Origin of the sequence: Rhizocola hellebori, assembly GCF_016862955.1 — a bacterium.
GTDB classification, from domain to species: domain Bacteria; phylum Actinomycetota; class Actinomycetes; order Mycobacteriales; family Micromonosporaceae; genus Rhizocola; species Rhizocola hellebori.
Map to the genome: position 1 here is coordinate 209,394 of NZ_BONY01000002.1, position 25,055 is coordinate 234,448.

Consider the following 25,055-nt stretch of genomic DNA (forward strand, 5'->3'; position numbering starts at 1 on the left):
CACCCCACAACCCTAGAAGTTTGATGCATAGTACTGCTAGGTAATCTTGGGCGCAACGAGTCTCCGTGGCCGGGCAGGCGAGGCTTGCCCGGCCACCGGGTTGCCTCAGGAAATGGTGCAGGCGCTGGTGTTCAGGGTGAAAGCCGATGGCTCCGGGTTGGCTCCGGTGGCTGTGCCGTTGAAGCCGATCTGCACCGAACCGCCGGGTGGGATCGTGGCGTTCCAGTCCAGGTTCGTGGCGGTGACCTCTGGGGCCCCGGTGGCCTGTGCCCAGGTGGCACTCCAGCCCTGGGTGAGGCGCTGCCCGGAGGCGAAGGCGAATCGCAACACCCAGCCATTTATTGCCGTGGTACCGGTATTGGTGATCTTCACCGTCGCGGTGAACCCGCCGCCCCAGCCGCTGGTGCTATAGGCGACATCGCAACCGCCGGCCGAAGCGGTGGTGAAGGTGACCGTCGCCGAGGGCGGCGAGAGCACACCCGCGCTGTCGCGAGCGCGGACGCGGAATGAGTAAGAGGTGTTCGGGGTGAGCCCGGTCAGGGTCGCGGTGGTGACACCGGCGTGGGGCGTCACCGACACCGCTGTTTCGGTGGTGCCCTGGACGCGGTAGACGACGTAACCGGTCAGCGGGAACGACCCGGGTGTGGACGCGGTCCAGGTGAGGGTGGCGCCGGTGGTGGTGACGCCGGAGACCGCGAGATTGCGGGGCGCGGTGGGCGGGGTGGAAGTTGGCGTCTGAACGGTGATGTTGGCCGTGGGACCGAGCATGCCGGTCGTGTCCACCGCGCGCACCGCGATGGAGTAGCGGGTGCCCGGGGTGAGGCCGGTGATCGAGCAGGCCAGCGGGTTCACGCCGACACAGACGTAACCGATCGCATTGACGAGCACCTCGTACCGGTTGATCGGGTTGGTGCCGGGCGTCGCCGCGGTCCAGGCGACGCTGACGCTGCCCGGGGTGAGGGCGGTGACAGCGAGGTTCTGCGGCGGGCCGGGCGGAACTGGCGGGATGGTCGGGCCGCATGGGTGATCGTTGATGGTGAAGTTGGTGGGAGGCGGGTTGGTGGCGCCGGTGTAGGTGCCCGCGAAGGACACCGGTCTGGTGCCACCGGGGAACAGCGGGCCGGCGCCGCTGGTGAAGAGCCAGACGAAGCTTGTCGTCCACCGGTTGCCGTTGCGCTGGAATCCCCACTCCGGGTTGACCTGCTGGCTGTCCAGCAGGGTGAAGCCCAGGGTCCACTCCTGCCACGGACCGGTCGACAGGTTGGTCATCTCGACCGAGGAGAAGAAAGTGCCACCACCCGAGCTGTTCGGCACGTACCGCACCGAACACATTGGACCGTCGGTGTAGGACAGGGTGCGCACGCTGGCCGGCGCGGCTGCCGCCGTGTTGCCCGCGGCGTCGGTCGCTATCACGGTGAAGGTGTAGTTCTGGTTCGGGGTCAGGAATCGGATGGTGATGGTGTTGACGTCACCGGTGGTGCTCTCGGTCCAGGTTTGGCCGTTGAGCAGCCCCCGGCGCACGAGATAGTTGGCGACCCCGACGTCATCGGTCGACGGCGTCCAGGTCAAGGTGACGCCGAAGGGCGTGACATTACTGAAGATCGGCGTCCCGGGTGCGGTGGGCGCGGTGACGTCATCGGCCGCGTTCGCGGCGGCGGGCGTCACGGCAAGCCACAGCACGGCGCATGCCAACATTGCGGTGGCCTTGGTCAGGCACGACATGGTGAGTCTCCCGAGGGATAACTGATTGGCGATTCGCCTTGCGGCACAAGGCGATCTGACGAGGAGACACCATCCGGCCGAAGACCGGTCACCCCAGGCGTCACCACGCGCACCCAGCTCCCTAACGCGTGTCGATTATAGGAGACGACCGAACCGCTCTTGAGCCAGCATCGACCGACCACTATGGTTCCGCCCATGGATCAATCTGCACCGGCCGCCCGGCCGGCTCCGGGCAAAGCCGCCAATGTCGTGCTATGGGTGCTGCAGGTGCTGCTCGCGGTCGCGTTCATCGTCCCGGTCTACCGCAAGCTCGCCAGCGTGCCCGAATCGGTGCAGCTGTTCGATGACATCGGCCTGGGTCAGTGGCTGCGATATGCGGTCGGGCTACTGGAACTGGCCCTGGCCATCGGGCTGCTACTGCCCCGGTTCGCCGGGCTGGCAGCGGCGGGCCTGGTCGGGGTGATGGCCGGAGCGGTCGCCACGGAACTGTTCTTCGAAACGGGCAACTGGGCGCTTCCGGCGGTGCTGCTCGTCATCGCCGCTCTGGTGGCCTGGGGGCGGCGTGACCGGATAGCCGCGCTGCTGCGCCGCTGACGCGATCACGGCCTGCCGCGGAATCGGTCGACCGAGTGTATTAGGTGTTCATCCATCGGCGGCGATTGTCCATTCGTTCACATCTGTGGCGACTGCGGGCGCTAAACGGCGGAAACCACTGACGCCCAAACCTATTTATCTCTATGGTTTCGCCATGACCGAAGGTACCGGGGACGCAAGCTACCGGCGCGGTGTCGCCCGCATACCAACATGGAGTGAATACTCCGTCGAGGTCGACATCGAGCCGGATCCGAGTCCCGGTGTGCGTCCCCGGCCGCCGTTGCGGCAGCGGCTGAGCAACATGCGCACCGGCAGCGGCTGGACGATCGCCGGAAGCGCGGTGTTGCTGGTGTCGTGGGTGGCATGGGCGTCGGAGATCGGTGTCGACCAGATAGCAACGTCGGGGCTCATGCTGGCGGTCATCGTCGGCGTGGCGATCGGCCTGTTCGGGCTTTGCCGGCTGATCGGCAGCATTGTGCTGGAAGGGCTGATGAAACGCACCCGCCGCGGCGCGGTGCTGTCCCACTTGGCGATCGGCCTTTTCCTTGCCCTGGCGGGTCTCTCGCTGCTCCAGCACACGCAGTGGGCCACGGTCAGCTAAATTCGCTGGCAAAGCTGGGCGGTGGGTGGGTACGGTGCGGCCGTGGCCATCGAAGCGGCTCCGTCCGCGCGCGGCTTTATCCGTTCCCACAAGGCTTTTGCCAGGCTGTGGACGGCTCGGACGGTGTCGTTCCTTGGCGACAGCGTCGGTCTTGTCGCGCTGTTGCTGTATGTCGCCAACGACACCGGGTCGGCGCTCGCGGTGGCCATGCTGATGCTGGTGGGCGACTTCGCGCCGCAGCTGCTCAGCCCGATCGCGGGGGCCATCGCCGACCGGGTCGACCGGCGCCTGGTGATGATCGCCTGTGAGATCGGGCAGGCCCTGGCGGTGCTGGCGATCGCGATTACCCTGCCGCCGCTGCCGGTGCTGCTGATTCTGGTGGCCCTGCGCAGCGTGCTGGCCACGGTGTTTCAGCCCGCCTCGCGGGCGGCCGTGCCCAGCCTGGTCGCCGACGCGCACCTGCCGCGCGCCAACTCGTTGATCGGCGCGGGCACGCATGGCCTGGACGTGCTGGGCCCGCTGGTGGCGGCCGCGTTGCTGCCGGTGCTGCACATCCGCGGGCTGTTGCTGTTCGACGCGGCCACCTTTGCGGTTTCGGCCTTGTTGCTGGTGACCTTGCCCCGGCTGCCGCGCCCGGTGCGCGAGGTGCCCACCACGGTTTTGGGCGATGCCGCCGAGGGCCTTCGCTATCTGTGGCGGCACAAGGTGATCCGGGTGGTGGCGCTGGGATTCTGTGCGATTGTCGCCTTCAACGGCGTCGATGACGTGGCGCTGGTCTTCCTGGCCAAGGACGCGCTGCAGCAAGGTGATTCGGCGGCCAGCGTGCTATACGCCGGGGTCGGCGCCGGGCTGATGGTCGGGTTCGCGGTGGTGGCCCGCTGGTCGGGCCGGGTGCCGATGGTGGTGCTTCTGCTGATCGGCTACGGCGTCTCGTCGCTGGGCAATCTGCTGACCGGGCTGGCGTGGGCTCTGGTGGCCGCCTTCGGCATGCAGTTCGTCCGCGGGGCGGGCATCGCCGCCACCGACACCGCGCACAACACGCTGATTCAGCGCGTGGTGCCCGAACCGTTGCTGGGCCGGGTCTTCGGCAACCTTTACGGCGCGGTCGGGGTGGCCGCGGGCCTGTCCTACGTGCTCGGCGGGCTGGTGCTCGACGCCACCGGTCCACGGTTCACGCTGATCGCGGCGGGCGCGGGCGGCCTGCTGGTGACCGTCGTCGTGGCCGCCGTCCTGCCCGGACGGCTGCGCTCCGAGGCCGTCCATTTAGGACCGTCAGCGCAACCCGTACCATGAGATGGTGCGTGATCTGCTGCGATCCATCTGGGAGGAGCCCCGCCCTGCGGGCGCTCGGGCGCCGGCCTGGCGCGACGGGGTGCTGGTCGGGCTGCTCGCGATAGCGGTGACGCTGGAGGCGCTGCTGCGCACCGACCTGCCGTGGCGCGCGATTTCGGTGGCGCTGACCGCCGGGCTGCTGCCGACCCTGCTGTGGCGGCGCAGCCGGCCGCTGCTGATGGTGGTCATTCTCTTCAGCGTCTCGACCCTGGCCCCGCTCTTCACCGGCGGCGTGCCGGCCGAGACCTACACGATGGTCTTCGCCCTGATCCTTCCGTATTCGCTGGTGCGCTGGGGGTCGGGCCGCGAGACGGTGATCGGCTCGGCGATCATGCTGGTCAAGATGGTGTTCACCGCCGCCGTCGGGGTGCTGACCGTCGCCGACACCATCGGTGGGCTGGCCGTGTTGAGCACCGCCTGTGCGCTGGGGGCGGCCATCCGCTACCGGGGACGGGCCCGCCAGCGCGAGCTCGACCAGGTCAAGCTGCTGGAGCGGGAGCGGCTGGCCCGCGACCTGCACGACACCGTCGCCCATCACGTGTCGGCCATGGCGATCCGCGCCCAGGCCGGGCTGGCCACCGCGGCGACGCATCCGGACGCCGCGGTCGAGGCGCTTCGCGTGATCGAGGCCGAGGCTTCGCTCGCCCTGACCGAGATGCGCTCGATGGTGCGGGTGCTGCGGCACAACGAGCCCGCCCAGCGGGTGCCCAGCCCGCGGGTGGGCGATCTGGCCGGGCTGGCCGGCGACTCGCGCACCGGGCCGGCCGTCGAGGTCACGCTCGAGGGTGATATCGATGACCTTCCGTCGTCGTTGGGGGCCGCGGTCTATCGCCTGGCCCAGGAGTCGGTGACCAATGCGCGGCGGCACGCGCGCCACGCCACCCGCATCGAGGTCAGCGTCGCCGCCGACGCGACATCGGTACGCCTGCATGTCAGCGATGACGGCGAGACCGGCCCCACCCGCTCGCCCGCCCCGGCCGGGTTCGGGCTGACCGGCATGATCGAAAGGGCCGGGCTGCTCGGTGGCACGTGCGTGGCCGGTCCCAACCCCGATCGCGGTTGGACGGTGACCGCTGTGTTGCCGCGCAACGGTTCTCCCGCATGAGCATCCGGGTGGTCGTCGCCGACGACCAGGAGATCGTCCGTACCGGACTGATAATGATCCTTAATGCCCAGCCGGGCATAGAGGTTGTCGGCGAGGCCGCAGACGGCAGGCAGGCTGTCGAGCTGGCCCGGCGGCTGCGCCCCGAGGTGTGCCTGTTCGACATCCGCATGCCGGGTCTGGACGGCATCGAGGCCACTCGCACCCTTGCCGGGCCAGGCGTGGCCGACCCCATGGCGGTCATTGTCATCACCACCTTCGATCTCGACGATTACGTGTACGCGGCGCTGCGGGCCGGAGCACGAGGGTTCCTGCTCAAGGACGCCGGCGCGGCCCTGCTGACGCAAGCGGTGCACGCCGCCGCCAACGGCGACGCGCTCATCGCCCCCAACGTCACCACGAGACTGCTCAAGGCTTTTGCCGACGGGACACCGGCCACGCCGCCGCGACAGCCCCTCGACGCGCTGACCGACCGGGAGGAGCAGGTGCTCGCCGCGGTGGCGCGGGGGCGGACCAACACCGAGATCGCCGATGAGCTTTACATCAGCCTGAGCACCGTCAAGACCCACATCGCGAGCCTGATGAACAAGCTGGGCGCCCGCAACCGGGTCGAGATCGCCATGTGGGCCTACGAGACGCATCGGGTCAGAGGCGCGGCCTAAAGTACGCCTCGGCTCCCCCACTATCGGCCAGCACGGCTCGGGCCCAAGTGCCGATGAGCCGCGGCCGTCCCAGCCGTCACGATCGGGCGGTGACGAAATCGACCGCCAGGCGCGACTGGCTCATCATCATCGGTCTGCTTCTGCTCGCCCTGGTACCCGCCACAGCCGGCGCCTTTCGGGTGACCGAACTGAGCACCGGCCCTGAGCTCACCCCAGACAACGCCCGGTTCGTCAGCGAACCGATTCCGGTCGTGGTGCACATCGTTGGCGCCGTACTGCTTTCCGTACTGAGCCCGTTCCAGTTCATGTCCGGGCTGCGCCGGCGCAGGCTGCGCTGGCACCGCCTCGCCGGATGGATCATCATCCCCAGCGGGCTCGCCGCTGCGCTGAGCGGGCTCTGGATGACCGTCTTCTACGACCTTCCGGCCTTCGACGGCGCAGCCGTCAACGCCATGCGCCTGGTCGTCGGCAGCGTGATGGCGGCAGCCTTCGTGCTGGGCTTCGCCGCTATACGCAGAGGCGACATCGCCCGGCACAGCGCCTGGATGATCCGCGGCTACGCCCTGGGCATGGGCGCGGGCACACAAGCGCTGACCCACCTGCCGTTGCTGTTCACCGGCACGCCCGGCTTGACCGCCCGCGCCATCGCGATGGGCGCCGGCTGGCTGATCAATATCGTGGTAGCCGAATGGGTTATCCGCACCAAACTGCCCAGACCCAAGCGCACCACCCCGGCCGAGGCTGTCGTCAATGGACTCGCCCACCGATGAACGGATCAGGCGAACCTGCCCGGTCTGTTGCGCAGCTGATCCCATCCGCAGTCGTTGATCTGACAGCATCTTTGTGCGAAGGCCTGGACACTTCTGCGGTGGACGATGATAGTGCCCTGATAGCCGAGCTCGCACAGGTGGCGCTGGTGTCGGTAGCGCCCGACGAGCTGATGATTTTCGACGAGACCGCCGAGGAATACTTCACCGATCCGGAGGCGGCGCTGACGGCCAGCGGCCGCGACGCGGCTGTCGGGTTTGGACTCGAGCTGGCAATGATCACGCCGATCGCGCTGTCGGTGGGTTCCGCGGTCATGCAGGCCGTGGTGGGCCATCTCGCCGGCCGCGCGCTGGACGCGGGCCAGACCGGCCTGGCCGCGCTGGCCCGGCGGGTGTTCAAGCGGCCCGCCCAGCAGCCGGACCTCACTTTGACAACGGCGCAGGCGCAGCAGGTGCGCGCCACCGCGTTCGAACGGGCACGTGCGCTCGGGTTGCCCGATGCGCAGGCCCATCTGCTCGCCGACTCCTTCGTCGGCGCGATTGCCACCGCCGGATGACCACCAGGCTGCGTCCCAACGTCCTGGCGCATCCCTCGCCCACCACCGGACGTTTCCTGCTCCTCGTCGCCGCCCTGGCCAGCGCCGGGCTGCTGACCGGCTCATCGTTTTACACCATCACGCACCAGGCCGAATTCAGCGCAGCGATGAAGACCTGTCTCGCCGCGATCAGGGGCCCCGAAGCAACGTCGACGGAGGAGATGTTGGCGCGCGCGGCGCTGGTGACCGAGTGCCTGGCGCCTCAGCAAAGACTCGACGCCATCTACAGCTTGGCCGGGGCGGTAGCGATCGGTGTGCTTGGCCTCATCGTGATGCTTTTCGTGCCCATGGTTTTGCGACGACGCCGCCGGTTGCGCCCGGCCGGGCCGAACATGGCCGCGGCGGTGGCCAGGGTCGGGGAGTTGGCGGCCGAGACCGGGTTACGCAGAGCGCCGACGGTCATGGTGGGCCCAATGGGGCACCGGGACGCGTTTGTGTTCGGGTTGCCTGGCAGGTACCAGATAGTGCTTCCGATGGCGCTGATGGTCAGATGGCGAAACAGTGAGCTCTTCGATCCCGTTGTCCGGCACGAGATCGCTCACCTGCGCCGCCACGATGTGCTCATGGCGTGGCTGGCCGCTTCGGTGTGGCTGGCCGCCCCGGCTATTTTCGCTGTGCTGTTGGTGCCGTTGATGCTCCGATTGGACGCCTCTTTCATTCTCCAATACTCGTGGCGGATGGGTTTGCTGATCGGCCTGGTTTGGCTGGTACGCAGGCAGCTCCTGCGCTCGCGCGAACACGATGCCGACCTCCATGTCGCGCGGCAGATGCGCGACTGGCGTCCACTGTGGAGGGTGCTCTCCGCAACCGCAGCTCACTCCCAGGTATCCTGGCGCCGGTGGATCTCCAATCATCCGGGCGCGGCGCATCGGCAACAGGTCCTCGTCGATCCGGCGACCGGGCCGGGAGTGTCCTTTGTCGACGGTCTGGTCGCCGCATTCCTTGCCGGGCTTCTTTTTCCAGTGCTGGTGCGGGCGGTCGGCGCGGTAACAGACTTCAACTTGGCGCCCATCGTGGCCGCCTTGGCCACCGGGCCATTGCTCGGGCTCGCGGTGGGCGCCGGGCTGTGGCGGCAGGCGCTGATCGATCACGCGGCCGGCACCAGGCGCTGGCCGGGAGGCGCCGTGATTGGTGTCGTCACCGGCCTGCTGCTGGCATACTTCACCGAATTCGCCTCCATCATCGGTGATGACGCTCCGGTCAGCTGGCCCACTATCGCGCTGACCGTGGTGGTGGGCGCCGGCGCGGTCCTGCTCAGCGCGAGCACTGGACGGCTTTGGGCAGACGCCGCCGCAGGGCTGCCCGCCGGGCGCACCACGTGGACGATCGGCGTGGTCGTCAACGCGCTTTTCTTCGGTATCGCGATCTGGCTTCTCGGCTTTCTTCCGGTGTACCTGGACGTGTTTACGACCGCCGGCGTCGGGCTGGCCTACCCGCTGGTGATCCTTGGCGCGATCGTCGCTCCGATCGCCTATCTGGCGATCATCCCGGCCGTGGTCACCATGTATGCCTTGGTGGCAAGGCGCAAGAAGGCGGATGTTCCGGCGTGGCTCATCGACAGTGCCCACACCGGCATCGCCGACGTGGCCCGCAAGCCTGGTCTCGGCGCGGTGCTGGCCTGCTCGGTGGCAGCCGGCTTGGTGGCCGCCGCCGGAGTTCTGATGCACCGGTTCGCGGTCGGCCCGCCGGTCGACGATACCGATTCGCTTAGCCGCTATCTGGTGTGGCTGAGCGCGGGAACCCTGGTGGCCCTTGCCGTTTCGTTCGCTTCCGTGGTGATGATTCCGCGCTCCGGCGGCGCCATCGGCCTGGTCGCGGGCGCCGTCACCGCGATCACCGCCGGGCTTTTCATCGTGAGCATCAACACCTTCGGCTTCGGCAACATCCTGGACCTCAAGTTCTGGTGGACCACCACGCTGGCGATAACGGCGCAATGGTTCCTGGGCTACCTGCTGATCCTCCCGCTCGCCCTGGTGACCTGGTTCGCGCCTTGGCGAGACGTGCCGGGCTGGCTTCACACCACGGTCAGCCTGACCGCGGCCGTGACGACGGCGACTCTGGTGGCGGGCGTCGCCATCGCCGCGTCGGGCTAACCCGAAACGGCCATGTATCAAAAGCTTCCCGGCCGGCTCTGGATAGGCAACGAGCCGATTGAGGGAGCACACGATGAACCGACTTGCGCCGTTCCTGGCCGCCTTTGTACTGATCTTCACGAGCGCCGAGTCCTGCGATCCGAACCACCCGCCGGCGGGCGGGACCATGACGGTCTCGGCGGTGGGGACGCCCTGTGCCGACAGCGATCTGACGTGCTATCGGCCGTTCCAGATCACGGTCGACGGAAGAGGTTTCACCTCCGGCTCCCGGCTGAAGGTGTTCCTGCCGCCGTCGGACCAGACGGCCGAGTTCACCGGATTCGTCGTCGGCGGCCTCCCGCTGACCGTGGGCGCGGACGGCACCTTTCATGTCCAGGCCCGCGTCAACAAATGCCGCACGGTTACCCGTCCGCTCGGCCTCAGGCCGTCGCTGTTCGTCGTGGCCGACGACCTGTCCGGCACCCGGCAAGCTTTCGCCTTCGCCCCCACCTCGACGGTCATCTGCCAGCCGCCATACGCGGTTCTGGAGCGAACGGGGCCATGCAATCCCACGATCCTTTGTCCGCGAATGACCAACGACAACGCCACCACGGTCGGACTGCATTGGCAGCCGCCGTCGGTGCACAACGGCTTCTACCGGATGCGGTACTGGGTGGCCGACGACGAGGCGCACTACACCGAGCACACCTTCGGAGGCGATGTCCGCGACGTCGCCGTGCACAACCTGAGTCCAAACACCACCTACGCGTTCACCATGCAGAACTGCACCGAGGCGCCGCTGTTCGGCAAGGACAGCTGCGCCCAGTGGCAGACCGTCGGGGTGGCGGCGCCGAGCTGAGAATCGGCGGCGGCTGGCGCATGGGCGGGCTGTGCCGCGATGATGGCCGCGTGTGCAGTCACGGATCGTCACCGCAGAGGCCGACGCGACCGGGCATGGCGTGCAGCCGTGCCTAGGTCGGTCGGGGTAAGGGCTACGGTCCGCGACATCGCCGCGGAGACCGGATTGTCGATCGCGACGGTGTCGCGTGTGCTCAACGGGGCGGCCAACGTCGCCCCGCACACGCGTGATCTGGTGCTGCAGGCGGTGCAGCGACGTGGGGACAAAGGCCCGCTGCGCCGCGGCGAGCTGCCGCCCACGGGCGGCGCGGTATACGTGCGGTGCCCGTATATGCTCACCGACTACTTCGGGCTGATCGTCAGCTCGATCGCGGAGACCATCGAGCTGCATGGGCGGCAGATGGTGCTCAACGCCGGGGAGGCCGCGCAGGGGGCGGCGGTGCTGGCCGGGCTGGGTGAGCGGCCGGAGCTGGCGGGGGCGATCCTGATCCTGCCGCCCGAGCCGCCGGAAGACCTGGTCCGGCTGCGCGATCGGCAGTTCCCGTTCGTGGTGATCGACCCGCGCACGCCGCCGCCGCGGGACATCGTGACGGTGTCCGCAGCGCATTTCTCCGGGGCGCGGCGCCTGATGTCGCACCTGGTGGAGCTGGGGCATCGCCGGGTGGGCATCATCGGCGGGCCGCCGGAGTGGCTGGCCAACGACGCCCGCATGGCCGGGTACGTCGCCCCGCTCGCCGATGCCGGCGTGCTGCCCTCGCCGGAGCTGGTACGCCACGTCTCCGAGCCGAACACCGAGAACGGTTACCGGGCCGCGGGCGAGCTGCTCGACCTTCCGCACCGGCCCACGGCACTGGTCGCGTTCAACGACAAGATGGCGGTCGGCGCTCTGGCCGCGGCGGCCGAGCGTGGGCTTCGCGTGCCGCACGATCTTTCGGTCGCCGGCTTCGACGACATCGATGTGAGCCGGGCGACCTCACCGCTGCTGACCACGGTGCGCCAGCCGTTGCAGGAGATGGGCCGGATGGCGGTGACGATGCTGATGCGGCTGCTGGATCGGCACACCCTGGAAGCGGTGCACGTCTCGCTGGGTACCGAGCTGGTCATCCGCGACTCCACCGCGCGCGTTTAGTTTCATTTTGTTACAACGCTTCCGGGCCGGTCACGGCTGCCTCCGCATGCACGCTCGAGGTCTTGACAGGAAAGAAAGTTACATATTTCATTGCTGATAGGTGACCTCGCATTTTGTTTCATTTGTTACATCGGTCTCCCTGAGTACCTAGAACCTCCGTGCCGGGTCGGCGGCCCGGGTCCCGGCGCGCTCCAACTTGTCGAAAGGAGGGTCCCGCGTGTTCCGTCCCCGATCAGCGTGGACCATCGCCTTCGCCGCCGCGCTCCTGGCGGCTGGCACCGTGATCGCTACCTCCGCACAGGCCGCCAACGAGACCGTCGGCGTCTGGCTCACCACCACCTCCGACTCCGGTGGCCGCAATGTCACCCGTGGCCTGCAGCAGCAGGCCAACATCGCCTTCGGCCCCGCCGGCGGAAGCGCCAGCCACACCATCAACGTCAACGAGGGCACCACCTATCAGGTCTTCGAGGGCGGCGGCGCGTCGATCACCGACACCACGGCCTACCTGCTGCGCGGTGGACCGATCAGCGCGGCCACCCGCGACCAGGTGATGAGCAAGCTGTTCTCCCCCACCGCGGGCATCGGATTGTCGTTCGTGCGCAACCCGATCGGCGCCTCCGACCTGTCCCGGCCGGGCATGGTGTCGCTCGACGACACCTGCTGCAACCTCAATGACTTCGGCGCCAACGGTTACGACACCAACGTGCGGCTGCTGACCCAGCAGGCCAAGCAGCTCAATCCGGCCCTGCGCATCAAAGGCGTGCCGTGGAGCGCTCCGGGATGGATGAAGGACAACGGCCGGATGGACCAGATGGGCTGGCTCAAGTTCGAGTACTACCCGATGTACGCGCAGTATCTGGTCCGCTATATCCAGAGCTACCAGGCCATCGGCGTGCCGGTGAACTACATCTCGGTGCAGAACGAGCCCAACTGCTGCCAGGCGGGCAACCCGACGGCGATGACCTATCCCGGGATGAGCTGGAACTCCTCAGGCCTGACCGAGCTCATCAAAAACCATGTCTACCCGGCGTTCCGGGCCGCGGGCATCACCACCAAGGTGCTGATCCACGACTGGAACTACGGCGATTACGCGAACATGAGCGCGCCGACCCTGGCCGACACCGGCATCCGCAACGACCCGCTCTTCGGCGGCATCGCTTGGCACGGCTACTTCGGCGACCCCGCCGTGGGCAGCCAGGTGCACAACCAGTACCCAGCGGTGAAGCAATTCAGTACCGAACACTCCGGGGGTACCTGGATCGGCAATCAGCACAACGAAGACCTGGCCGATATCGTCAACTACGCCCGCAACTGGAGCGGCAGCCTCGTCAAGTGGAGTCTGGCGCTCAACCAGAACATGGGCCCGCACAACGGCGGCTGCGGCACGTGCACCGGCCTGATCACCGTGCAGGAGGGCGGCTCGCGCGCCGGGCAGGTCGACTACACGATCGAGTACTACACCACCGGGCACCTGACCAAATTCGTCAAACCGGGCGCCGTGCGCATCGACTCGACGGCCAACGGCACCATCCAGAACGTCGCCTGGCGCAACCCGGACGGGTCCAAGGCGCTGATCGCCCACAACGGCGGCACCTCAGCCCAGTCGATGCGGGTCAACTGGAACGGCCAGTCCTTTGTGTACACCATGCCCGCTCGCACCACCGCCACGTTCACGTGGCAGAACAACACCTCCACCCCGCCGACCTCACCGCCCCCCAGCAACCCGCCCGGCGGCACCAGCCCGATCGTCGGCCTGGCCGGCAAATGCGTGGACGTGGCTGGAGCCGCGACCGCGAACGGCACCGCCGTGCAGCTTTACACCTGCAACGGCACCACGGCACAGTCGTGGACCCGCAACACCGACGGCACCCTGCGCGCGCTGGGCAAGTGCCTGGACATCAGCGGGCCCAGCACCGCCGACGGCACGGTGACCCACCTGTGGGACTGCCACACCGGCACCTCCCAGAAGTGGACCTACAACGCTTCCACTCAGCAGTTCGTCAACCAGTTCGCCAACAAGTGCCTCGACGTCACCGGCAACAACTCCGCCGACGGCACGCGCCTGCAGATCTGGACCTGCACCACCGGCGCGAACCAGAGGTGGACATTCTCATGAGGCCACGCGTTCTCATCACCGCACTCACCGCGTCATTGCTCGCCGGGCTCGGCACGGCCGTCGTGGTCGTGCTCGGCGTCCCGGCGGCACAGGCCGCGGTGGTGTCCGGGACCACGTACACGGTGGTAAATAAGGCAAACGGCAAGTGCGTGGACGCGCGCGCGGCGGCCAGCGCCAACGGCACCGCGGTGCAGCAGTTCGCCTGCAACGGCACAGCCGCGCAGCAATGGCGCTTCGACGCCACCAGCGGCGGCTACTTCCGGGCCGGCACAGCGCCCAACGTCAACCAGGTATGGGACGTCTCCAACGTCTCGACCGCCGACAACGCCGCGATTCACCTGTGGCTCTATGGCGGCGGAAACAACCAGCAATGGCAGCCGGTGCAGGAGGCCGACGGGGCCTACCATTTCGTCAGCCGCCACAGCGGCAGGTGTCTGGACGTGCCCGGCGCCTCGACCGCCGACAGCGTGCAGCTGGTTCAGTTCACCTGCAACGGAACTGGAGCGCAGTCATTCTTCCTCAATCCCGTCGGCGGCCCGCAGCCGACTCAGAGCACCGTGCCGCCTAACCCCGGCAACCCCGACCTCGGCCCGAACGTGCGGATCTTCGACCCGTCGATGTCCGCGGCGACCATCCAGAGCCAGCTGAACACTGTCTTCAATGGACAGCAGACCAACCAGTTCGGCCAGCAACGTTACGCGCTGATGTTCAAACCGGGCAGTTACAACGTCAACGTCAACGTCGGTTTCTACACGCAGGTGCTGGGTCTGGGCCTGTCGCCGGACGCGGTGAACATCAACGGCGCGGTGCATGTCGAGGCCGACTGGTTCCCACCCAACAACGCCACCCAGAACTTCTGGCGCGGAGCGGAGAATCTGTCGGTGACCCCGACCGGCGGCACCGACCGCTGGGCCGTGTCGCAGGCTGCGCCCTACCGGCGCATGCACGTGCGCGGCAACCTGGTCCTCGACGACGGGGGCTGGGCCAGCGGTGGCTGGTTCTCCGACGTCAAGGTCGACGGTCAGGTGAATTCGGGCTCCCAGCAGCAATGGATCTCCCGTAACTCTCAGTTCGGCAGCTGGGCCGGCTCCAACTGGAACATGGTGTTCGTCGGCACGCAGGGCGCGCCGGGCAACACCTTCCCCAGCCCGCCATACACCAATGTCGGTGCGACGCCGGTGGTGCGGGAAAAGCCCTTCCTTTACGTTGACAGCAGCGGCGGGTACCAGGTCTTCGTGCCTTCCTTGCGCAGCAACAGCTCCGGCACCACCTGGGCGGCCGGCACCGCGGCGGGAACCTCGCTGCCGATCAGCCAGTTCCACATCGTGAAGGCGGGCGCGACCGCCGCCTCCATCAATGCGGCCCTGGCCGCCGGGCAGAATCTGTTGTTCACCCCGGGCGTGTACCACGTCAACGACACCATCCGGATCACCCGGCCGGACACCGTCGTGTTAGGACTCGGGCTGGCCACCATCGTCCCCGACAACGGGGTCATGGCGATGTCGGTCTCCGATGTGGACGGTGTCAAGCTGGCCGGCCTGCTGATCGACGCGGGCGGCACCAACTCGGCCACGCTGATGCAGGTAGGCCCGGCCGGCTCGGGCGCGAGCCACGCCGCCAACCCGACCTCGCTGCACGACGTCTTCTTCCGCATCGGCGGCGCGGGCGTCGGCAAGGCCACCACGAGCCTGGTCATCAACAGCCACAACGTGATCGGCGACCACACCTGGATCTGGCGGGCCGACCACGGCTCGGGCGTCGGGTGGAACAGCAACACCGCCGACACCGGGCTGGTGGTCAACGGCAACAACATCACGTTCTACGGCCTGTTCGTCGAGCACTACCAGAAGTATCAGGTCATCTGGAACGGCAACGGCGGGCGCACCTACTTCTTCCAGAACGAGATGCCCTACGACCCGCCCAACCAGGCGGGCTGGATGAACGGGACCACCCGCGGCTACGCCGCTTACAAGGTGGCCAACACGGTCACCAGCCACGAGGCGTGGGGCCTGGGCAGCTACTGCTTCTTCAACGTCAACCCGGCCGTGGTGGCCGAGCGGGCGTTCGAAGTGCCGGCCTCGGGCACCCGTTTCCACGACATGGTGACCGTCTCGCTCGGCGGAACGGGCACCATCAACCGAGTGATCAACAACGTCGGCGGGACGGCCAACTCCGGCACCAACGTCGTGAACCTGGTCAGCGGCCCGTAAGAGCGCCCGCGCGACCACCAGCAAGCCCCCGCCGTCCGGCGCGAGCACAGCCCGGGCGGCGGGTGATCTCCGCCAGGCAGGGGCATTGCGACGTGTCGATAGTATCGACTATGCGTAGCGTCATCGGCGATGCGACGCAGGTCGGTCGGATGCCCCTACCGGGAGCGGAGCTCGACATATGGACTTTCGTCTGCGCAGGATACTGGCGAATCTGCTCCGGGCCGCCGCGTTGGTGGCGATCATCGTGGCCACCTTTATGGTGGTCAATCACCGGGCCGGTTGGTGGATCCTCATCGCCGCCGGGCTCAATGCCCTCATCCTGTTAGCCATCGAATTCTGGCAGGCGCGCAAGTCCGACTGGTCCGGCTGGCCAAGCTCACGGCACCGTCTCCTGGTGCCGCAGGAGTTGCCACCTCAGATCGGCAAAGTCGTCGGCAGGCAGACCGATCTCGACAATCTGGAAGCGGCGCTGCACCAGCGTTCCCACGGTGGCCCCTTGGTCATCCAGATCACCGGACCGGCCGGGATCGGCAAGACGGCGCTGGCATTGGCGGCCGCGGACAGGCTGGCCGGCAGATTCCCCGACGGCCAGCTCTACGAGATGCTTGAGGGCCGCTCCGCCCGCGAGATTCTCGGCGACATGGTGGGGGCGTTGAAGGGGCCGCGCGAGGCGATCGACGCCAACGAGGCTACCGCCTGGCGGGAGCTCACCAGGGGCAGGCGATTCCTTGCCATCCTCGACGATGCGGCCGATTCCCAGACCGTCAACCAGCTGCTGCCGGCACGCGGCTCAAGCGCCATTATCGTTACCTGTCACCAGTTTCTCACCGACGTACGCACCGACGCCCGCATCGACCTGCGCCCGCTGGAGCCGTCGGAGGCGCTGGATCTGCTGGATTCCATGCTCGACGATCCGCGGCTGAAGGACGAACCGGCTCAGGCGCAACGGATAGTGGACATCGCCGCGGGGATTCCGCTGGCGGTGTGCCTGACCGGCGCGGCGCTCGCGGTGCGTCCACAGTGGAGCCTGGATCTGGTGCTGCAGCGGGTGGACCGGCTCGCCCCGTTGCCCGGCGGCACGCTCGACGTGTGTTATGCGTTGCTCACCTCACCGGAGCGCACCGCGCTGCGCCAGCTGGCTCTGCTTACCACCGCCGAGTTTTCGCCGTGGCATCTGCAGGCGATGCAGGGCATGACCGAGAGCGAAGCGTGGCAGATCGCCGATCGCCTCGCCCACGCCGGCCTGGTCGAGCGGCGTACCAAGGATGTCGCCGGGGTGCCCACCTTCCGGATGCTCGAGCATGTGCGCTCCTATGCGTTGCGGCGGCTCGGCATCGAGGTGCCGCTTGCCGAGCAGGACCGCGCGAAGGCGTTGCTCACCGCCGCGCAGGAGGCACGGGCAAGCAAGGACCCGGCGGCATTGCTGCGCGCCAACGTCTATACCAGGCTGGAAAAGGGGCAGCTGCTCGACGCGCTCAACGGCGCCCGGGATGTGCTCGCCTTGGTCAGGGCCCAGCGGTCCAGCAACGCCCGCCGTGACGAGGGCCTCGCCTTCGCTGCGCTGGCTGAGATTCATGCCGAGCTCGGTTCGATCGAAGAGTCGTGGGATCTGGCCATGTCCGCGCTGCGGCTGGATGAGCGTGAGGTGACGCCGCGCGCGCTGCGCTGTCTCGGCACGCTGCAGTTCATGATGTCGCCCAACGGCGACGCCCAGGAAACCCTGCGGCGGGCGCTGGCCGCGGCGAACAAGGCCGCGGACCGCCCGGAGCGGGTAAGGATCCTGCGCCGGCTCGCCGTGGTCCAGGCGCATCTGGGCCGGTTCAAGGCCGCCGACGCCAGCATCCAAGAGGCGATGGAGTATTGCCATGAACGCCAGGCGGCCGGCCATCGCCAGCTGGTGGGCGTGATGTGGGCCGAGGCCGTCGTACGCACCCTGCAAGGTGCTACCACCGAGGCGGCCGGTCTGCTCCACTTCGCCCACGTGCTGGCCGGTCAGGGCGATCTGCGGCTGTGGCGGGGCTGGATCGACCACCAGCGCGCCTATGTCTGCCAGCTCTCCGGCGACTATCTGGATTCGCGGCGCTTCGCGTTGCAGGGCACCGACACCTTCACCGATCTCGGGCACCGCTACGGCGCTGCGCACTGCCGGCTGCTGGGCGGCATGACCCTGCTGAAGATGGGCCGGGCACGCGATTCCCTTGCCCTGCTTGAAGAGGCTCTGGCCACCTTCGTCACGTGCGGGGACATGTCGGCCAACGCCAGGGCCGCGATCGCGCTGGCCGAGGCGCAGCAGCAGCTGGGCAACAGGGGGCAGGCCAAGCGCCATCTCGTGCTGGCGGTCAGCAGCCTGGAAAGCACCGGCGACTGGGAGGAGGGAAACAAAGCCCGGCAGATCCTGCGCGGCTTGAAGAGGTGGGGCAACGGATCCTGGACCGGCGACCCAGCCCTTGCTGTGCGATCGATGAGCCCGGCGCAGTAGGCGGCCATGATGACCAAACCTTCGGGGCGACAAGGAAATTGGCTGCGCCAACGGATGCCCTCACCCCGGGTGCTGATCGCGGCGGTGCTCGCGGGGGCCATCGCCGCGTCAACCTTTGTCCTGGGCCTGGACGATCCGAACGCCAAGCAGGTCTGGGAGTCGATTCTCATCGGGATCGGCACCCTTTTCGCCACCCTGCTGCTCGAGGAGGTGGTCCGGGCGGCGGTCAACCAGCTGAGCCGGCCCGAGGCCGGTCCCATCGCCACCACGCCGGGCGAGGGGATCCGCAAGGGGGCATCGGTCAGCCGGTGGGACAGGCACCGGATGCGCGCGCTCACCAGCCGCCTGGGACGCCGCTTGCGCGACATTCGCCGGCTCAGGTGGGTGGTCCGGCCGGAGATCGCGCCGCTGCCCGGCCAGCAGGCCGTGCTTCGCCAGCGGCCACAGGTCATCGAGGAGCTTTATTCGGTACACGAAAAACTCAGCAGCCAAAGACCGTCACATCGCTTCTCCCGGCTGTCGCACCGCCGTCGTGAGCAGATCGCGGGCTCTCGCCCACTGATCATCTTTGTGCAAGGCAAACCCGGATGCGGCAAGAGCGAAGTGGTTTGCGCGGTGGCGCATCAGGTGCTCGACCGATACTCCGGCGGTGTGGTCTACATCGACACCCGTACCGTGGGCGCGGCCAAGCCCGCGTCCGAGGTTCTGAAAACGTGCCTGGAGGCGCTCAAGTGGCCCGAGCGCGAGATTCCGCCGCTGCCGGCCGACCGGTTGAAGCTCATGCGATCGCTGACCGCGCATCGCCGGATCCTGTTCGTTTTCGACGATGTGCGCCATCAGAACTATCTCTGGGAGATCCTGCCGATCGGTTCCGGCTGCACCGTTTTCGTGACCAGCGATCGCGACCTCGGGGTGAGGATGCCCGGCACGGCCTGCTACGAGCTGGCTGAGCCCGACATCGATGAGGGGCTCGACATTCTGCGGGCCGCTGCTCAGCTGCCCGAGGAGACCAGGTCCGAAGCGGCTGCGGAGATTGTGCATTTCTGCGGGCGGCTGCCGCTGGCCCTGCGTTCGGCCGGGGAGCGGGTCGCAGCGGGCGCGGACCTCAATGACATCGCCGACATGCTGCGTGACGAACGCACCCGGCTCGATCTGCTCGACACCGAAAATCGCAAGGTCAAGGACAGGATTTTCAGCGAGTACCGGCGGCTGCTGCCCGCCGAGCGCGCAGCGCTGCAATGGCTGACCCTGGTGCCCTCCTCCAGCTTCCAAGCCCGTGCGCTGCATCTGCTGTCGCAGGTGCGGCCCGAAGAGGCGGAGAACACCCTCGCCTATCTCGCCGAGGTGCGGATGCTCGATGTCATCGACACCCCACGCACCCCTTCAGCCGTAAGGTACCGCTTCAACCCGCTGGTGAGACTGCTTGCCCAGCAAGACTTCCAGGTGCCGAAGGTAGAGCGGCGCAAGGCGCTCGAATTTTGGGACAACGACCTGCTCAAGACCATCGAAGAACGTCTGGTCGACCACGACTCGGATTCCGTCGACCATCCGGCAGCCTCCTGGCTGGACATCATCCGCGCCGAATACCCAAGCGTGCTACGGGTGATCCGGCTCGCCTCGGCCACCCAGCGATGGGCTACCTGCTGGAAAATCGCGGCCCGCGCGGGCGGCTGTGTCGTGGGTGGAGTCGACATCGCCCAGGCTCTGGCCGCCCTCGAGCTGGGCGTACAGGCCGCGCAACGGGACAACAGCCCGCTGGGTGAGGCCGACACCCTGCTGGCCAAGGCGTCCATGCTCATTGAAGTTGAGCGCTACCAAGAGGGGTTCGCCGTTCTCGACAGAGTCGCCCGGCTGGCCGACAGCATGCTCGCCAAGCTCGCTGACAAGAAGACGCCATGGCAGGTAAGGCATTGCGTGGTCCACCGCAAACGCGCCGAGGCCTACCTGCAAGCGGCCGCCTACGATCAGGCCGGAAGCTCGCTGGCCTACGCACTGACCTGGGCGTGTGAGGCCAACGACCCGGCCGAGAAGCGACTGCTCAAGATCCTGCGCGCCGAGCTGCATCACATCGCTATGACACCGCTGCCCTCCGAGGAACTTAGCGACGAGCGCCTCGATGACATGAGCCGGTACCGCTACCACCTGATCCAGTCCGAGCTTGAACGCCGCCAGCTCAACTGGTCTTCGGCCGGGCAACCCCTGCTCAAGGAGCTCAGGCTCAGCGACGGAGATCTTCGCCGGGTGGCCAGCCTCAACTACCGGCTGGCCCGGCTGTGTCTGCACCAGCGCACGGCAGAGTCGCCGCTCTACGGCACGCCCGAGGACTCGGCCACCCGCGAAGAGCCCCAGGTGGGCAAAGAGCTGGTGCGCCAGGCGATCCGGCGGGCCACCGACGCGCTGCTGGCCTTCAAGCAGATCGATGACACGGCCGGGATCATCCGGTCCAGGTGCCTGCTGGCGCGGGCGCTGACCGCCGCCAAGCTCTACGTGGAGGCGCAACTGGCCTGCGATCAGGCCGCGGATGAGGTAAGCCGCCGCATCGACCGCGCGGACATCGCCTACCTTCCTTTGCGGGCAAGGATTTTGCGAGCCAGAGGAGAGCTCAGGCTGCGCCGCGGCGACCTGTCCGGCGGATTTCGTGAGCTGCTGACGGCCAGCATGCTGTTCTCCCAGACCTGCGACTGGACATCGCAAACCAACGTCAACAAGCTACTGGAGGCCAACGCGGAAAGGCATAGCGGCGACTGGGGCACAGCGATGCCGTCGCGCCACAGCCGCATCGAGGGCCCGCCGGCCGACCGGACAGCCGAAATCGCTTGGCAGGACGAGCTCATCGCCCAGACCGACAGCCTTCCCGCCCCACGCGAATCCAAGCGGCCGGCAGGCCGCAGGCCAAACCCGCACGGATAGGCGGCGGGTCAGCCGGTATGACGGACCCGGAAGCGATCAGACGCCGGATCTCGCTCAACGATTTGGGTGGGCGGCCAAGCCCATTGCCAGACGCTGATGCCGGGGACGCGGGTGAACTGAATCCGCCCGCGGGTGCCTTCGACCGCCACGTGTGGCCAGGATTCGGCCAGGCGCGCGCTGTCCGCGCCGTGTGAACGCATCATGTCGGCGAGGACGGCGACGGTGTCGTAGCCCTCGAAGGCGACGAACGATGGAGGCTGGCCCAGGCGCTCACGCAGCGCGGTTTCGACTCGGGCGCCCAGGGGGCTGAGGCGCTCGGGCAGGTAACGCAGGAAAGGGATCGCGGCCCCGTCGTCGCCGAGCAATGTCGCCCACTCGGCGAACTCCGGTTGCCCGGCCGGAGCACCAATCAGGACATCGGTAAGGCGATGGTCGCCTCGGACAGCCTTGACGATCGATGCCGCCGGCTCCGGATGGCCGACCAGGAGGAGCAGTGCCGTCGCGCCATTGCCGGCCAGTTCGCCGCACACGTCCGCGGGCTCTAGCACGCGCATGTCCAGCTCGATGACGGTGCCTGCGCTTGCGGCGAGGCGGTCGCGCAGGATGGCGGCCCCCGCTGCCCAATACACGCTCGGCTGGGCTGCTACCGCGATTCTGTGGTGGCCCGCATCGAGGAGGAAGTCCGCGTAGATCTGCCAGCCGTGCGACTGTGCCGGGGCAAGGCGCGCGACCCATGGCGTGGGCTGTTCGGTGAGCGCGTCGAGAACCGCGGACGAGCAAAGGAACGGCAGGCCGAGGGCGTCGGCCCGGGCGGCAGCGGCGCGAGCCACGACGCTGTGATACTCCCCCGCCAGAGCGACCACGCCGAGTCCGGCCAGTTCGTCCACGGCCGCCGCGGCCTGCTGCGCATCGGCCGCGGTGTCCCGGACCACCAGCTCCAACGGTCTTCCGCCGATGCCGCCGGCATCGTTGACGTCGCGAGCGCCCAGCTCGAGCCCGGCAAGCAGGTGCCCACCCGCCTCGACCCAGCCGGGCCGGCTCAGCGGAACGAGCACGCCGATCTGGACAGATGATGGCTTCATAGCGTCTCCCCGTGCGGCCGGTGTCACACGATGATCTCATCCGCTGCGCGGTGCGCGGTGGCTCGGGCTGGTACACAATGCGGCCATGAAAGGAAATGAGGTCGCCGATCGATTTGATCGCGCCGCCGCCACCTATGACGACAGTGCCGTGCCGCGCTGGCTTGCCGGGCAGGCGGCCCAGCTGGCCATGGCCAGTCCGGCCGAGCTGGTGCTCGATGTCGCCACGGGCACCGGCCTCGCCATCGAGGCCATGATTTCGCTTGGCAGCAAGGCCTCCTTCACCGGCGTGGACATCTCCTCGGGCATGCTCGCTCAGGCCGCGCGCAAACCACTTGCCGCCCGGACAGTTTTGCGCCAGGCCGACGCCAATCAGCTCCCCTTCCAGGACAACATGTTCGACCTGACGATCTGTGTGTCGGCCATGCCTTACTTCCGTGAGCCTGCGCGTGCGCTTGCCGAGTGGCGGCGCGTCACCCGGCACGGGCGGATCATCTTCACGGCGTGGACCGAAGGCGGCCTGACTCTGCCGCGCCTCGTCAGGCTGGCCGCGGCCGAGGAGGGAGTCATCCTGCCCGACCCCACTGCGGCACTGGCCACTGTGGACGGCCTCCGCCTCGTCACTGCCGCGGCCGGGCTGAGGGTCGCGCATCTGAGCGTTGTCGAGCACCATCAGCCCCTGCTGCAAAGCGATGCCGCGGCATGGGATCGGGTGACGGCCGGCGAGTTCGGGCAGCCTATGCGGCAAGCCGATCAGGAGACACAGCACCGAGCCCGCGCCCGGTTCCTTCGCCTTCTCACCGACGCCACCGCAGCCGAGAACTCCAACCGCACGAGCGCCTACCTCATCGAGACGGCACATGCGTGAAAGGGCCGCGATCGTCGTCGACGATCGCGGCCCTGTGTCAAGCCGTTACTGGAATCGGGTGCCCGCCGTGGTGCTCCACTCGTCGTCCACCACGACCGGCGCCGCGGTCAGCGACTGCGCCGCCAGACCGTCCGCCGGGGCGATCGGCAGCTTGAGCACGCTGCCGGCCAGGTCGAAGGTGACCGTCGCGCCGGTGGAGTGGTTGGAGACGAATTCGGGGTCGCTGAGGGTGAGCACCACTCCGAGCCGCTGCCCGGCCGCGATGACCTGGTCGATCGGGCGCAGCTTGAAGGTGATCGTGTAGAAGGTGCTGGTGTTCATGGCTGTGGTGGTGGTCAGTGAATCGCGGTGCTGCCCGTCCATCCAGCCGCGGGAAATCACCTGTTGCGCGGCGCTGGACACGACTTTGGCGGTGTCGCGATAACAGGCGTCATCGGTGCTCGAGGACGAACCCCAGCACGACTGGGTGGTCAGGGTGCTGATGCCTTCGCCCGATGCGCGGTAGTTGACCCGGGTTGCCGTCCCGTAGGCGACGAGCTTGGCGGTCAACGTGGTGGTCGCCTTGCTCGAGCGCACCCGCAGCGTGATCGTCGGGGTACCGGCGACACGCACCGCCGAGGTGAGCACCGGGGTCTGGTAAACCCTGCGTCCGGTGCGGCTGGTCGTCGGCGAGCTGACCGCATTGGCCTCGCTCAGCGATGGCGCATCGGTCAGCGACAGGCTGCCCGACCCCGCTCCGGAAGACGCGAGCACGCCCGGGTTGCCGGTGCCCTGCAACACATAGTTGACCGTGGTGGTGGCGGACGGCGGCCACTGCGCGCTGGTCTGCCAGACGTCGGCGGCCCGCTCCACGTCCGCCATCGGCTCGGTCATGATGCCGTTGTCGATGCCCAGCAACCAGAAGTCGAACCAGCGGTGCAGGGTGTCCACCCAGGCCGCACGCCGGAAGTCGAACGGGTCGACGTGGCCCTCCTGGGACAGCCAGATCTTGCGCGGCACGTTGTTGGCCGCCAGCGCATCCCACCACTGCCCGAAGTGCACGCCCTGCACGTTGAGGTCGTTCATGCCGTGCACCACGAAGACGCTGGCGTGGACCGAAGCCGCCGAAATGGCGTAGTTGCGGGCGTTCCAGAACGAGTTGTAGTTGCCGTTGCTCACGGCGCCACTGCTCAGCGCGCTGGACACGGCCGTGCACGTGCCTGAGGGGCGGCCGTTGACGGTGCTGTGCAGGCTCGGCACCGAGCTGACCTTCGGGTTCACCATTCCGTTGACCCGGTTGTAGTCGTACCAGCTGGAGATCGCGCTGATCGGCACGATGGTCTCCAGCCCCGGTACGCCGGTGGCGGCGACCGCGTTGGCGATCGTCCCGTCCCACGACTTGCCGATCATGCCGACCTTGCCGGTGGCCCAGGCGGACGCGGTCACCACTGTCCCGCTCGCGGTCCGGCCGACCGCCCGGCCGTTGAGCCAATCGACGACCGCCTTGGCGCCCTGCACCTCCTCGGTGCCGCCGACGTCCTCGCATCCCGTGGAGCGGCTGGTGCCGGCCAGATCGGCCGCGATGTACGCGTACCCGCGCGGCACGAAGTAGTTGTCGTAGTAAAGCGGGAACTTCGTCACTGTCCCGTCGGCGGCGTAGACCTTCTTCTCGGACTCGTTGCCCCGTCCGCAGCATTGGTAGTAGGGCGAAGCGTCCATGATGACCGGCACCTTCACCCCGGCGGTGGCCGCCTCACGGGGCCGGATGATGTCGGCGACCACCCTGTCCGGGGTGCCGTTGCCGTCGTTGTCGAGGGTCGTGTCGACGTATACGGTCTCACGGATGGCGGTGGTGTAGTCGTAGACCGGGTCGCTGAACAGAGCGGCCGGGGCGGCCGAGGCGGGCGCCGCCAACGCGGTGGTCCCGAACAGGGCGAGCGCGCAGAGCAGGATAATGCGAGGCATGGCCCATGATGACA

18 protein-coding genes are annotated in these 25,055 nt (G+C 67.9%); 15 read left to right on the forward strand and 3 right to left on the reverse strand.

The genetic code is table 11. The features are described 5' to 3' along the window. Window positions 1-105 precede the first annotated feature (105 nt). On the reverse strand, window positions 106-1,722 hold the full coding sequence (locus Rhe02_RS02830) for a fibronectin type III domain-containing protein (RefSeq protein ID WP_203906438.1): 1,617 nt from the start codon (window positions 1,720-1,722) through the stop codon (window positions 106-108). A 195-nt stretch (window positions 1,723-1,917) separates the two neighbouring features. Between Rhe02_RS02830 and Rhe02_RS02835 the strand changes: the two genes are divergently transcribed. The 14 genes from Rhe02_RS02835 to Rhe02_RS02900 all read left to right on the forward strand — a co-directional run bounded on the left by Rhe02_RS02835 (window position 1,918) and on the right by Rhe02_RS02900 (window position 21,150). Further along, on the forward strand, window positions 1,918-2,316 hold the full coding sequence (locus Rhe02_RS02835) for a DoxX family protein (RefSeq protein ID WP_203906439.1): 399 nt from the start codon (window positions 1,918-1,920) through the stop codon (window positions 2,314-2,316). Between the two features lie 154 nt (window positions 2,317-2,470). Next, window positions 2,471-2,917, forward strand: a complete 447-nt coding sequence (locus tag Rhe02_RS02840) for a hypothetical protein (protein WP_203906440.1) — start codon at window positions 2,471-2,473, stop codon at window positions 2,915-2,917. A 42-nt stretch (window positions 2,918-2,959) separates the two neighbouring features. Next, the gene (locus tag Rhe02_RS02845) at window positions 2,960-4,210 is read left to right on the forward strand and encodes an MFS transporter (RefSeq protein ID WP_203906441.1); all 1,251 of its coding nucleotides are present in this window, start codon (window positions 2,960-2,962) and stop codon (window positions 4,208-4,210) included. Window position 4,211: 1 nt separating this feature from the next. Continuing rightward, the gene (locus Rhe02_RS02850; RefSeq protein WP_203906442.1) at window positions 4,212-5,354 is read left to right on the forward strand and encodes a sensor histidine kinase; all 1,143 of its coding nucleotides are present in this window, start codon (window positions 4,212-4,214) and stop codon (window positions 5,352-5,354) included. Further along, the gene (locus Rhe02_RS02855) at window positions 5,351-6,013 is read left to right on the forward strand and encodes a response regulator (RefSeq protein ID WP_203906443.1); all 663 of its coding nucleotides are present in this window, start codon (window positions 5,351-5,353) and stop codon (window positions 6,011-6,013) included. The genes Rhe02_RS02850 and Rhe02_RS02855 overlap by 4 nt, the downstream gene beginning before the upstream one ends. 89 nt (window positions 6,014-6,102) lie before the next feature. Beyond that, a complete protein-coding gene (locus tag Rhe02_RS02860) occupies window positions 6,103-6,783 on the forward strand; it encodes a DUF2306 domain-containing protein (protein ID WP_239123245.1) in 681 nt (226 codons plus the stop codon). Window positions 6,784-6,881: 98 nt separating this feature from the next. Then, window positions 6,882-7,337 carry a hypothetical protein gene (locus Rhe02_RS02865; protein ID WP_203906445.1) on the forward strand — a complete coding sequence of 152 codons (456 nt, stop codon included), beginning with the start codon at window positions 6,882-6,884 and terminating at the stop codon, window positions 7,335-7,337. Continuing rightward, on the forward strand, window positions 7,334-9,469 hold the full coding sequence (locus Rhe02_RS02870) for a M48 family metalloprotease (RefSeq protein WP_203906446.1): 2,136 nt from the start codon (window positions 7,334-7,336) through the stop codon (window positions 9,467-9,469). The genes Rhe02_RS02865 and Rhe02_RS02870 overlap by 4 nt, the downstream gene beginning before the upstream one ends. A 73-nt stretch (window positions 9,470-9,542) precedes the next feature. Continuing rightward, window positions 9,543-10,307 carry a fibronectin type III domain-containing protein gene (locus tag Rhe02_RS02875; RefSeq protein ID WP_203906447.1) on the forward strand — a complete coding sequence of 255 codons (765 nt, stop codon included), beginning with the start codon at window positions 9,543-9,545 and terminating at the stop codon, window positions 10,305-10,307. Window positions 10,308-10,415: 108 nt separating this feature from the next. After that, window positions 10,416-11,435 carry a LacI family DNA-binding transcriptional regulator gene (locus Rhe02_RS02880; RefSeq protein ID WP_239123246.1) on the forward strand — a complete coding sequence of 340 codons (1,020 nt, stop codon included), beginning with the start codon at window positions 10,416-10,418 and terminating at the stop codon, window positions 11,433-11,435. 217 nt (window positions 11,436-11,652) lie between these two features. Then, window positions 11,653-13,551, forward strand: a complete 1,899-nt coding sequence (locus Rhe02_RS02885) for a ricin-type beta-trefoil lectin domain protein (RefSeq protein WP_203906448.1) — start codon at window positions 11,653-11,655, stop codon at window positions 13,549-13,551. Further along, window positions 13,548-15,761 (forward strand): RICIN domain-containing protein, encoded by a 2,214-nt coding sequence (locus Rhe02_RS02890; RefSeq protein WP_203906449.1) that lies wholly within the window; start codon window positions 13,548-13,550, stop codon window positions 15,759-15,761. The genes Rhe02_RS02885 and Rhe02_RS02890 overlap by 4 nt, the downstream gene beginning before the upstream one ends. Before the next feature lie 178 nt (window positions 15,762-15,939). Beyond that, complete coding sequence (locus Rhe02_RS02895; protein ID WP_203906450.1) at window positions 15,940-18,240, forward strand: AAA family ATPase; 2,301 nt, start codon at window positions 15,940-15,942, stop codon at window positions 18,238-18,240. A gap of 9 nt (window positions 18,241-18,249) precedes the next feature. Continuing rightward, window positions 18,250-21,150 carry an NB-ARC domain-containing protein gene (locus tag Rhe02_RS02900; RefSeq protein WP_203906451.1) on the forward strand — a complete coding sequence of 967 codons (2,901 nt, stop codon included), beginning with the start codon at window positions 18,250-18,252 and terminating at the stop codon, window positions 21,148-21,150. Between the two features lie 8 nt (window positions 21,151-21,158). On the opposite strand, the gene Rhe02_RS02905 is transcribed toward Rhe02_RS02900, so the two are convergent. Then, window positions 21,159-22,232: an ABC transporter substrate-binding protein gene (locus Rhe02_RS02905; protein ID WP_203906452.1), complete on the reverse strand. Its 1,074-nt coding sequence runs from the start codon at window positions 22,230-22,232 to the stop codon at window positions 21,159-21,161. Window positions 22,233-22,317: 85 nt separating this feature from the next. On the opposite strand from Rhe02_RS02905, the gene Rhe02_RS02910 reads away from it, so the two are divergent. Next, complete coding sequence (locus tag Rhe02_RS02910; protein WP_203906453.1) at window positions 22,318-23,097, forward strand: class I SAM-dependent methyltransferase; 780 nt, start codon at window positions 22,318-22,320, stop codon at window positions 23,095-23,097. Window positions 23,098-23,142: 45 nt separating this feature from the next. Here the strand turns inward: Rhe02_RS02910 and Rhe02_RS02915 are convergent, their stop codons facing one another. Beyond that, window positions 23,143-25,041, reverse strand: coding sequence for a Xaa-Pro dipeptidyl-peptidase (locus Rhe02_RS02915; RefSeq protein WP_203906454.1), 1,899 nt, complete (start codon window positions 25,039-25,041; stop codon window positions 23,143-23,145). Between the last annotated feature and the right edge of the window lie 14 nt (window positions 25,042-25,055).

What these genes read in the sequence shown, in the direction of transcription:
- Rhe02_RS02840 (WP_203906440.1), top strand. Translation starts at nt 2,471, where the DNA reads ATGACCGAAGGTACCGGGGACGCAAGCTACCGGCGCGGTGTCGCCCGC.
- Rhe02_RS02850 (WP_203906442.1), top strand. Translation starts at nt 4,212, where the DNA reads ATGGTGCGTGATCTGCTGCGATCCATCTGGGAGGAGCCCCGCCCTGCG.
- Rhe02_RS02900 (WP_203906451.1), top strand. Translation starts at nt 18,250, where the DNA reads ATGACCAAACCTTCGGGGCGACAAGGAAATTGGCTGCGCCAACGGATG.
- Rhe02_RS02905 (WP_203906452.1), bottom strand. Translation starts at nt 22,232, where the DNA reads ATGAAGCCATCATCTGTCCAGATCGGCGTGCTCGTTCCGCTGAGCCGG.
- Rhe02_RS02875 (WP_203906447.1), top strand. Translation starts at nt 9,543, where the DNA reads ATGAACCGACTTGCGCCGTTCCTGGCCGCCTTTGTACTGATCTTCACG.
- Rhe02_RS02835 (WP_203906439.1), top strand. Translation starts at nt 1,918, where the DNA reads ATGGATCAATCTGCACCGGCCGCCCGGCCGGCTCCGGGCAAAGCCGCC.
- Rhe02_RS02830 (WP_203906438.1), bottom strand. Translation starts at nt 1,722, where the DNA reads ATGTCGTGCCTGACCAAGGCCACCGCAATGTTGGCATGCGCCGTGCTG.
- Rhe02_RS02915 (WP_203906454.1), bottom strand. Translation starts at nt 25,041, where the DNA reads ATGCCTCGCATTATCCTGCTCTGCGCGCTCGCCCTGTTCGGGACCACC.
- Rhe02_RS02910 (WP_203906453.1), top strand. Translation starts at nt 22,318, where the DNA reads ATGAAAGGAAATGAGGTCGCCGATCGATTTGATCGCGCCGCCGCCACC.
- Rhe02_RS02855 (WP_203906443.1), top strand. Translation starts at nt 5,351, where the DNA reads ATGAGCATCCGGGTGGTCGTCGCCGACGACCAGGAGATCGTCCGTACC.
- Rhe02_RS02890 (WP_203906449.1), top strand. Translation starts at nt 13,548, where the DNA reads ATGAGGCCACGCGTTCTCATCACCGCACTCACCGCGTCATTGCTCGCC.
- Rhe02_RS02895 (WP_203906450.1), top strand. Translation starts at nt 15,940, where the DNA reads ATGGACTTTCGTCTGCGCAGGATACTGGCGAATCTGCTCCGGGCCGCC.
- Rhe02_RS02870 (WP_203906446.1), top strand. Translation starts at nt 7,334, where the DNA reads ATGACCACCAGGCTGCGTCCCAACGTCCTGGCGCATCCCTCGCCCACC.